This is a genomic window from Nonomuraea sp. CX421 (assembly GCF_059358955.1).
In genome coordinates, this window is the sequence record NZ_JCADBK010000005.1 from 386,508 (window position 1) to 395,770 (window position 9,263).

10 protein-coding genes are annotated in these 9,263 nt (G+C 70.0%); 3 read left to right on the top strand and 7 right to left on the bottom strand.

Translation table 11 applies throughout. The features are described from left to right. Positions 1 to 17: 17 nt before the first annotated feature. From AC5L3X_RS13215 to AC5L3X_RS13240, 6 genes are read right to left on the bottom strand one after another with little or no spacing between them, the layout of a single operon-like run. Positions 18 to 863: a phosphotransferase family protein gene (locus AC5L3X_RS13215; protein WP_494857217.1), complete on the bottom strand. Its 846-nt coding sequence runs from the start codon at positions 861 to 863 to the stop codon at positions 18 to 20. A gap of 52 nt (positions 864 to 915) precedes the next feature. Further along, entirely contained in the window at positions 916 to 1,833 is a 918-nt protein-coding gene (locus AC5L3X_RS13220; protein WP_494857218.1) for a carbohydrate ABC transporter permease, read from the bottom strand. Between the two features lie 16 nt (positions 1,834 to 1,849). Further along, on the bottom strand, positions 1,850 to 2,758 hold the full coding sequence (locus AC5L3X_RS13225) for a carbohydrate ABC transporter permease (RefSeq protein ID WP_189127141.1): 909 nt from the start codon (positions 2,756 to 2,758) through the stop codon (positions 1,850 to 1,852). Continuing rightward, complete coding sequence (ngcE, locus tag AC5L3X_RS13230) at positions 2,758 to 4,167, bottom strand: N-acetylglucosamine/diacetylchitobiose ABC transporter substrate-binding protein (RefSeq protein ID WP_494857219.1); 1,410 nt, start codon at positions 4,165 to 4,167, stop codon at positions 2,758 to 2,760. Before ngcE ends, AC5L3X_RS13225 begins: the two co-directional genes overlap by 1 nt. A gap of 19 nt (positions 4,168 to 4,186) precedes the next feature. Next, positions 4,187 to 4,921, bottom strand: a complete 735-nt coding sequence (locus AC5L3X_RS13235) for a sugar isomerase domain-containing protein (RefSeq protein ID WP_494857220.1) — start codon at positions 4,919 to 4,921, stop codon at positions 4,187 to 4,189. A gap of 1 nt (position 4,922) precedes the next feature. Beyond that, positions 4,923 to 5,792: a MurR/RpiR family transcriptional regulator gene (locus AC5L3X_RS13240; RefSeq protein WP_494857221.1), complete on the bottom strand. Its 870-nt coding sequence runs from the start codon at positions 5,790 to 5,792 to the stop codon at positions 4,923 to 4,925. 79 nt (positions 5,793 to 5,871) lie between these two features. On the opposite strand from AC5L3X_RS13240, the gene AC5L3X_RS13245 reads away from it, so the two are divergent. The 3 genes from AC5L3X_RS13245 to AC5L3X_RS13255 all read left to right on the top strand — a co-directional run bounded on the left by AC5L3X_RS13245 (position 5,872) and on the right by AC5L3X_RS13255 (position 8,485). Then, a complete protein-coding gene (locus AC5L3X_RS13245) occupies positions 5,872 to 6,819 on the top strand; it encodes an N-acetylglucosamine kinase (RefSeq protein WP_494857222.1) in 948 nt (315 codons plus the stop codon). Positions 6,820 to 6,982: 163 nt separating this feature from the next. Then, positions 6,983 to 7,831, top strand: a complete 849-nt coding sequence (locus tag AC5L3X_RS13250; protein ID WP_494857223.1) for a LysR family transcriptional regulator — start codon at positions 6,983 to 6,985, stop codon at positions 7,829 to 7,831. Positions 7,832 to 7,846: 15 nt separating this feature from the next. Beyond that, positions 7,847 to 8,485: a MerR family transcriptional regulator gene (locus tag AC5L3X_RS13255; protein WP_494857224.1), complete on the top strand. Its 639-nt coding sequence runs from the start codon at positions 7,847 to 7,849 to the stop codon at positions 8,483 to 8,485. A 204-nt stretch (positions 8,486 to 8,689) separates the two neighbouring features. On the opposite strand, the gene AC5L3X_RS13260 is transcribed toward AC5L3X_RS13255, so the two are convergent. Further along, positions 8,690 to 9,263: ADP-ribosyltransferase (locus tag AC5L3X_RS13260; protein WP_494857225.1), on the bottom strand; the 574-nt coding region annotated here is incomplete at its 5' end.

Sequence of the window (9,263 nt, forward strand, 5' to 3'; positions counted from 1 at the left end):
CCGGCCGGGCGAACGGGTTAGGCGAAGGTGGGCGCGAGGTGGGCCAGGGCCGCGTCGGCGTAGTGGCGCGGGCCCGTGCTGAGCCCGTAGGCGAGGTCCTCGATCAGGGCGCACCGGGCGTAGAACAGCACGCGGGCCCGGCCGGCGTCGTCGAGGCGGCCGTCGTAGTGCGACAGTGTCCGCTCGAACACCTCGGGGCCGAGGTCGCGGTAGATGAGGGCGAAGTCGTGGGCCGGGTCGGTCACCGCGGCGTCGGTCCAGTCGATGACGCCCGTCAGCTCGCCGCTCGCGGGGTCGGCCAGCAGGTGCTCGGCGCCCAGGTCGTTGTGGCAGAAGCGCGGCGACGTGGGCTCGGGCGGCGGCGCCGCGCCGAGGAAGCTCTCGATCAGCGGCCGGTGCCGCTCGGGGACGTGCGCCGCGACGTCGAGGTATTCGAGCTCGGCGTCGTGGAGCAGGGTCGGCGCGGGGTAGGCGTCGAGCGGCGCGAGGTCGAGCATCGTGCCCGGCTCGGCACCGTGCAGGGCGCTGAGAAAGCCGCCCAGCGGCTCGGCGAGCCGCGCGGGCTCGGCCACCGGATGCCGGTCGAGGGACCGGCCGGGCAGCTTGGCGTAGGCGATCACCGCCGCCTCGGGGTCGATGAACACCACCTCGGGCACCGGGAGCGTGGACAGCTCGGCGACGACGGCCAGCAACTCGGCCTCACGCCGGGTCGCCTCCGGGTCGGCCGCCCGGCCATGCCGGACGATGAGCTCGCCGTTGACCTCGTACACGACGTTGTCGAGGCCGCGACCGGACTCGGCAAGGCTGCGCACCTCGTAGTGGGGAAGATGGCGGGACAGCAGAGCGTGGATGTCGCCGATCACACCGGCAGCCTAGGCCCGCCCGGGCCGGGACGCGAACGCCCGGCCCAGGCGGCTACTTGAGGGCGCCGGCCGTCAGACCGGACTGGATCTGACGCTGGAAGACCGTGTAGACGACCAGCATGGGCAGGATCGCCAGGGTCAGCGCGGCGAACAGGGCGGCCCAGTCCTGGTCGTAGCCCGCGGCGGTCGAGATGTCGGCGATGCCCTGCGTGAGCACCCACTTGTCGCGCTCCTGCAGCAGCACCAGGGGTAGTTGGTACTGGTTCCACTGGCCCAGGATGTTGAAGATGGTGATGCTCACCATGCCGGGCCGGGCCATCGGCAGCATGATCTGGAAGAAGACCCGCGTGTGCGAGGCGCCGTCGACCAGGGCCGCCTCCGCCACCGCCTGCGGCAGCGTACGGAAGAACGCCGCCAGGAAGAACACCGTGAACGGCATCGAGTAGGCGATGTAGACCAGCACCAGCCCCGCGTGCGTGTTGAGCCCGATGAACGGCCCGACCAGCGGCACGTTGCCCATGTTCTGCACCACGAAGAACAGCGGCGTCAGCGCCAGGTAGACGGGGAAGGCCAGCCCCGACACGAACAGCAGGTAGACCGCCCGGTTGCCGCGGAACTCGTAGCGGGCCAGCACGTACGCCGCCATGGAGCCGAGCAGCATGGTGCCGAAGGTGCCGAACCCGACCACGACGACGCTGTTGAGCATGTACTGGCCGATGTGCGCCTGTTCCCAGGCTCGGGCGAAGTTGTCCCACTGGAGGGTCGCGGGCAGCGACCAGGCGTCGCCGAAGATCTCGTCCTCGCTCTTGACCGAGGCGAGGAACGTCCACAGGATCGGCACCACGGTCAGCACGGTCCACAGCAGCAGCGCCAGGTGCGACAGCGCCGCCATCGGCCCGAGCCGCCGCCTGCGCTCGCGCCGGGCCAGCCGGCGGGAGTTGGCGACCGTCCAGGAGGTCGTCGTCGTCATCTCTCGTACGTCATCTCTAGTACTCGATTCGTTCGCGGCGGGACAGGCGCAGCGAGAGGATCGTGAAGCCGATGGTGAAGAAGAACATCACCACGCCCAGTGCCGAGGCGTAGCCGAAGCGGAAGTAGTGGAAGGCGTTGCGGTAGATCTCGGCGGCCATGACCGTGGTGGAGAAGTCGGGGCCGCCGTGCTGGTCGGTCATCACCCACACGATCGCGAACACGTCCAGCGCCAGGATGCCGAGATAGACCCACGCCACCTGGATCGTGTCCCAGAGCAGCGGCAGCGTGACGCGGACGAACATGCTCACCCGCCCCGCCCCGTCGATCTGCGCCGCCTCGAACATGTCGCGCGGGATGGAGGCGAGCCCGGCGGAGAACAGCACCACGTAGAAGCCGACCGCCTGCCAGAGCATGACGCCGAGCACCGACCAGAACGCCACGTCCGGATCGGACAGGAAGCCCACCGGCCTGGCGCCGAGCGCCATCAGCGGACCGTTGAGCATGCCGCTGCCGTCGGGCCTGAACACCTGCTGGAACAGCACCGCGACCACCGCCACGGCCAGCACGTGCGGGAAGAAGAACACCACCCGGTAGAACTTCGACCCGGCGACGCCGCCCACGCCCCGCCCGTTGCCCACGTTCAGGAGGAAGGCGAAGAACAGGGCGATGACGATCGTCAGCAGCGGCAGCAGCACGAGCAGCGCCAGGTTGTGCGTGACCGCCTTCCAGAAGATCCCGTCAGAGAACAGCCGGACGAAGTTGTCCAGCCCGACGAACTCCGGCGTGGCGGACACGCCCCGCCAGTCGGTCATGGCGATGTAGAACGCCTGGACGTACGGCGAGATGACGTAGACCAGGTAGAGCGTCACCGGAGCCGCCAGGAAGGCGAAGAGGAACAGACTCCGGCGGTGGGCGTTGTACATCAGCGCCTGAACTTCTTGATCGAGGAGTCGTTCTTGATCTCGTCGGCCTTCTTCTGCAGGCGTTCGAGGTACTTGTCCGGGGTGAGCCCGCCGCTCATCAACTGGCCGGTGGCGGCCATCGCCTCGTCCTTGAGCTGCGCGTACCACGTCTGCCAGCGGTAGGTGACGGTGTTGGCGCCCGCCTCGGTCATCGCCTTGGAGGCGCTGGCGGCGCCGGGTGAGAGCTGTCTGCCCTCGCCCGCGCCCTTGACCACCGAGACGGTCCTGACCAGCTCGCTGAAGTCGCCGGCCGCCTTCTTCGACAGCATGGCCCGGAGGTACTCCATGCCGGCCCTCGGGTTGGCGCCCTTGGACGGGACGATGAAGTTCTCGCCGGGCGTGGTGTGCAGCGTGCCGTACGGCAGCTTGTCGGAGCCGGTGACGTCGGGCAGCGGGAACATCCCGTACTCGAAGTCGTCGGGGGTGGTGGTCTTCTGCTCGTTCTCCAGCCACGACCCCGACGGCAGCATGGCGACCTTGTACTTGTTCTGGGCGGTCTGGGTCTGCACGTGGTCGAGCCCGGCGGTGCCCTCCATCAGGTACTTGGCGCCGATCTCGGCCCAGGCGGCGGCCGCCGCCTTCATCGGCTCGGCGGTCCAGGCGCCGTCTTCGAGGTTGTCGAGGTTCACCAGCACCTCGTTGCCGCCGATCTTGGCCGCCATGGTGAGCAGCGGCTCGTACAGGTACTGCGGGTGCTTGCCGGCGTAGGTGAACGGCGCCATCTTGCCGGACTTCTTGATCGTTTCGTTGAGCTTGAGGAACTCGTCCCAGGTCCTGGGCACCTCCCAGCCGTTGTCGCGGAAGGCCTTCTGGGAGTACCAGATGCCGAAGATGTAGTTGACGTAGCCCAGCACGCTGAACGTGCCGTCGTAGGTGCCGAGCTCGACGACGGCCGGATCGATGGTGTCGCGGACCTTGGTGGCGGGGTCGTCCCAGGAGGGCGCGTCGAGCAGCGGCGTGAGGTCCTGCAGTTGGCCGTCCTGGGCGAGCGCGCCGAAGTCCATGGCGTTGGCGCCGGAGTTGTCGATCACGTCGGGCGGGTTGCCGCCGGCGAACCTCGGCTGCAGGACCTTGGTGATCTCCTTGGTGGAGTTGTGCTTGATCTCGACGCCCGGATACTTCGCCTTGAACAGTGGCTGGTGGATGTTCTTGGCGTAGTCCTGGCCGAATCCGCCGTCGAAGATCCACACCTCCAGCGGCTTGTCGCCGGGGACGCCGAGGGGGTTGGCGGCGCTGGTCGCGGCGGGCGCGGCCGAGGACGCGGTGGGCTTGGCCGCCGGGGTGGCGCAGGCGGCGAGCGCTCCCGCGACGGGCGCCAGTGCTGCGGCTCGGAGAAGGTCACGCCGGGTGATGCGGGGGGTGTGCGGCATTATGTCTACTCCTGACTATTCATGCTCCACGTCTGATGCGCCCTGCGTAACGACTCTCCAGGGCTCTGTTGTGCTCGTCGCCGCCCGCCACGTTGGCCGACAGGTAGACGGGCGGTGTCTCACCCAGCGCCACCAGCCGGTCCACGGCCTCGGTGACCACCATCTGCGCGAGCAGCGCCGAGGTGATCGTCGAGACCGCGCCGTAGCCGCCGCCACCGGGCAGTTCGAGGAGGGAGTCCCCGTACGGGGCTCCGTTGTCCAGCACGACGTCGGCCAGGTCGAGCAGCTTGCCGCCGGAGGGATGCCGCGAGGTCATCCGCGTGCTGTGCGCGACCGAGGTCAGCGCGATCAGGGCATGGCCGCGCTCCTTGACGAGCGTGGCCAGTTCGACGACGGCGCCGTTGACGCCCGAGCTGGAGACCAGGACGAACACGTCCTGCGGCTCGACGGGCGCCAGGGCGTAGATCTGGTGGGCGATCGCCGGGTCGCGTTCGAGCTCGGGGGTGAGCACGCTCGGCGGCTGCCCGCCGTACAGGACGAGGTCGCGCGGGGTGAGCCGGTTGCTGGGCACGAGGCCCCCGGCCCGGCCGGCGATCTCCATGGCGATGGCCTCGGAGTGGCCGGAGCCGAAGGCGTTGACCACGCCGTCCGCGCGGAGCGAGGCGACGATCAGCTCGGCGGCCCGCCCCACCCCCTCCGACTGGGTCTGCGAGACCTGGCGGGCCAACTCCAGGGCCTTGGTCGCGTACGTCAATTCAGCCTCTCTCCACCCGATGGCTTTCCACGGCGCTGATCGTCAGCTCGAACGCCTCGTTGGTGCGCTCGTAGGTGCGCTGGGCCACCGCCACGTAGACGGCGTCGAGCACGAACAGCTGCGAATGGACGGCGGCCAGCCCGCCGAGCCGGAACGTCGTCTCCCGGCTGGCCGTCGTCAGCACCAGGTCGGCCAGCTCGGCCAGCGGCGAGCGGGCGAAGGAGGTGACGGCGACCGTGGTGGCGCCGTGTCCGCCGGCCTCGGCCAGCGCCTCCATGACCTCGCGGGTGCGGCCCCGGTGGCTGATGCCGATGGCGATGTCACCCGGGCCGAGCAGCGCGGCGTCGGACAGCGCCACGTGCGCGTCGCCGGCGCTCCAGCCGGGGATGCCGATGCGGCGCAGCCGTCCTTCGAGCATGGTGGCGACGTTGCCGCTGGTGGAGACGCCGACGAGGAGCACTCTGCGCGCCGCGACGATCGCGTCGGCGACCTGGGCGACGATCTCGGGGTCGAGCTGGGCGGCGGTGTCCTGGATCAGCCGGGCGTCGGCCGCCGCCATCACCTCGATGGCCGACTCCAGCGGGTCGTCGGGGCCGATCTCGTGGCCGACGCCCGCTCCCCAGCCGGCCTGGGCGGCCCTGCCGGTCTCGGTGGCGATCGCCACGCGGAGCTCCGCGTAGCCGGAGAAGCCGAACGCCCGGCAGAACCTGGTCACGGTCGCGGGCGAACTGCCCGCCCGCTCGGCCAGGGCGATGATCGTCGAGCGCGCGGCCTCGGCGGGGTCACCGAGGATCACCTCCCCGACCCTGCGCAGCGCCTCCGGCAGACCCGGCAGCTCGGTCTCGATGCGCCCGAGGGCTCCTGAGCTCACGAATATTCCTTCCGGACACCCGGCATTGCAGCGAAAATTATTCTTGCAACTCGATCACGTCAAGACCCACAATCGGTCCGTGACTCATTCGCCGCTGGTCGTCGGGGTCGACGCCGGAGCCACCTCCACCCGGGTCTCGATCCACACCCTCGACGGCACCCGGGTCGGCTACGCCAGGGCCGGAGCGGGCAATCCGAGCGCCCATGGCCTGGCCAGAGCGGTGGCCGCCATCGGCGCGGCCCTGGAGGAGGCCTTGGGCTCCCTCGACGGCTCCCGGGTCGTCGCCTCCCTGGCGGGCGTGGCGGGCAAGGTCGACGAGCTGGCGCCCGAGCTGACGCGGATCTGGACCGGGCACGGTGTTCCCGGCGGGCCGGAGGTCGCGGGTGACGTGGCCATCGCCTACGTCGCGGGCTCGCCCGAGCCGTGCGGCTCGCTGCTGCTGTCGGGCACCGGCGCGGTGGCGGCCCGGATCGTCGGCCACCAGCAGGACGTGATCGCCGACGGGCTCGGCTGGCTGCTCGGCGACGAGGGGTCGGGCTTCTGGATCGGCCGCGCCGCCGCCAAGGCCGTCGTGGCCGCCCTCGACCGGGCCGAGCCCGAGGGGCTGCTCGCCACCCTGGTGCTGGACCACTTCCTCGGCGCGGAGCGCGGCCCCTCACCGCGTCAGAGCGCGGACCGGCTGGTACGCCTCGCCCAGGCCGACCACATGCGGCTGGCCGCGCTGGCGGCGCCGGTGAGCCAGGCCGCGACGGCGGGCGACCCGGTGGCGCTGGCGATCGCCCGCCGGGCGGCCGGGCACCTGGTGACCACCGTCCGCAGGGTGCACGTGTCGGGCCCCGTGGTGCTCGCCGGGAGCGTGCTGACCAGCGAGGGCCCGGTGCGCCGAGCGGTGCGCGAGCTGCTGGCGGGCGAGACCGTGACGACGGCGCGTGACGCGGCGGGCGCGGCCGCCTGGCTGGCCGCCCGTCCCCTGCTGCCGGAGGACCGGGCCCGCGACCTGCACCCGAGGTTCACCGCCGCCCCCTGACCGCGTTGCCACGACTTTCAGGCAAGCGCTTGATCGCCCCTTCTCGGTGTGGCGAAAAATCGTCACCCAAGGGCAACTGAACCGCTTCGCGATGGATATCCCGTTCGCGGCCGGGAGGTGCGATCATCCGATAGCCCGCGCCTATCACCGGAGAAGGTGAGCGATGGATCTACGGCACGTACGGTACGCCATCGCGATCGCCCGCGCGGGGAGCCTGCGCCGCGCCGCCGCGGTGCTCCACATCGCCCAGCCCACGCTGTCCGAGCAGCTCAGGGCGCTGGAGAAGGAAATCGGCGTGGAGCTGTTCTCCCGCTCCTCCAGCGGCGTGCGGCTGACCGAGGCGGGCGAGGTCTTCCTGGCCCAGGCGACCATCGCGGTCGACGCCTTCGAGCGGGCCGTCACCGCCGCGCGCGGCAAGGGCCAGACGATCCGCCTGGGCGTGGCCGACGGCCTGGGCGACGTGGTCGCCCGGCTGCTGTCGCAGCTCCAGGGCTCGCGGCTGCGCGTCGCTCCGATGGGCACGGCCGAGCAGATCGTCTCCATCATGGACGGCACGCTGCAGGCGGGGCTCGGCTACGCCCCCGGCTCGCTGCCGCGCGGCGTCGCCCGGATGCTCATCCGCCGCTACGCCGTGCACGCCCTCCTCCCCCGTGACCACGAGCTGTCCGCGCGGGAGTCGCTGCACCTGGCGGACCTCGCCTCGGAGCCGCTGGTCATGCCCGACTCGGAGGCGGTCGCGGGCGCGCGCCGCTACCTGGAGGGCTTCGTACGGCACGGCCTGCATCCCCGCCTCGGCCCGTCGGCGGCCGGGCACGACGCGGCCATCGCGATGGTCGGGTCGGGCGCCGGCTACACGCTCAGCATCCGGGAGGTCACTCCCGTGCCGGAACACCTGGTGTTCGTCCCGATCGCGGAGGACATGCCGCCCATCGAGGTGGTCTTCCTGTGGAACCGGCAGGCCGACGTGCACGACCTGACACATGCCGCCCGCCACCTGGCCCGCTCTGGATAGCCTTATTATCTAGCGATGCGCATCTCGGAGCTGAGCACCCGGACGGGCGTGGCCATCCCCACGATCAAGTACTACCTCCGCGAGGGCCTGCTGCACTCCGGCGAGCAGGTCGCCGCCACCCGGGCCGAGTACGACGACTCCCACCTGCGCAGGCTCCGGTTGATCAGAGCGCTCCTGGAAGTGGGGCGGCTTCCGGTGGCCGCCATCAAGAAGGTCATCGAGGCGGTGGAGGACGAGTCACTGCCGGTCCACAACCTGCTCGGCACCGCCCAGTACGCCCTCGGCCCGGTCGTCGAGCCCGAGCCCGGAGCCGAGTGGCAGGCCGCCCGCGCCCAGGTGGACCGGCTCATCGAGGAGCGGGGCTGGAGCGTCGCCGCCGAGGCCCCCGCCCGGAACGAGCTCACCCAGACCCTCGTCCGGCTGCGCCAGCTGGGCCTGTCCACCGACCTGACGCCCTACGCCGCGGCGGCCCAGAAGCTGGTCGCGGAGGTGGAGATGGACACGATCCCGTTCGACGGGCCCCGTGAGACGGCGGTCGAGGCGATGGTGCTCGGTACGGTGCTGTTCGGCCGGGCGTTCGACACACTGCGCCGCCTGGCCCACGAGTCGGAGTCGGCCCGCCGGCTCATGGGAGAGCACCCATCCGGCTGCTAGGACGGCTGGCACCGCCACGCGGCGACGTCATCCGACGGCCAGGTCTTCTAGCGATCGCAGACTGGGCAGTGCCTGCTCCGAATCAGGAGGGACGCAGCCCGCGCGCGTGTCTTCTTCCTGCCCCACCCAGTGCCGCAGGGGCGTAAGCCCGTTGGCCTTCGCCAGCGCAGCCTCTGCCATCATGCAAAGACAATTCGGGTCTCCTTAATCGCCCAGCTCATCCGGCAAGATCCAACCGTAGATATACCACTTTCCGTCTGTTCTTTTGACTTCCTCGACATACCAGGATAGGCCGCTGCCGAGCAGCAGTTCCCTTTCTCTATGGCCGCTGAGCGGATTGACATAGATCGCCGGAGTGCCCTCGGGCACCCGCAGGCGCAGTTGAACGTCTTGAGCACTCCATATCGGTCCATCACCGATATTAGTCGACAGGAACCCCGGATCTCTCTGCACGGTCCCCGGAAGCTCTTCGACGGGCACGGTGAAGAGGTTCTCCCTCATTTGCATCGCCCGGAACACATCGATGGTCTCCGGCAACACCTGACGTCGCGTGACCGAATTCAGGAGCTCGATCTTCTTGACCGTAGTGGCTTCCATCAGGGCGCGGTCGTCCAGTGAAACAAAATTGTATTCGTATTCGAAGTACTTGCTGTCACGCAACAAGCCGTTTACGCTCAGGTAACCCGAGCCGGTGTAGTTAACGATCGCCTGGCGATGCTCGTCGGGCAGCTTCTTGATGACATTACCCCAGACCGCTTCCCCGAACGACGTGCCGACC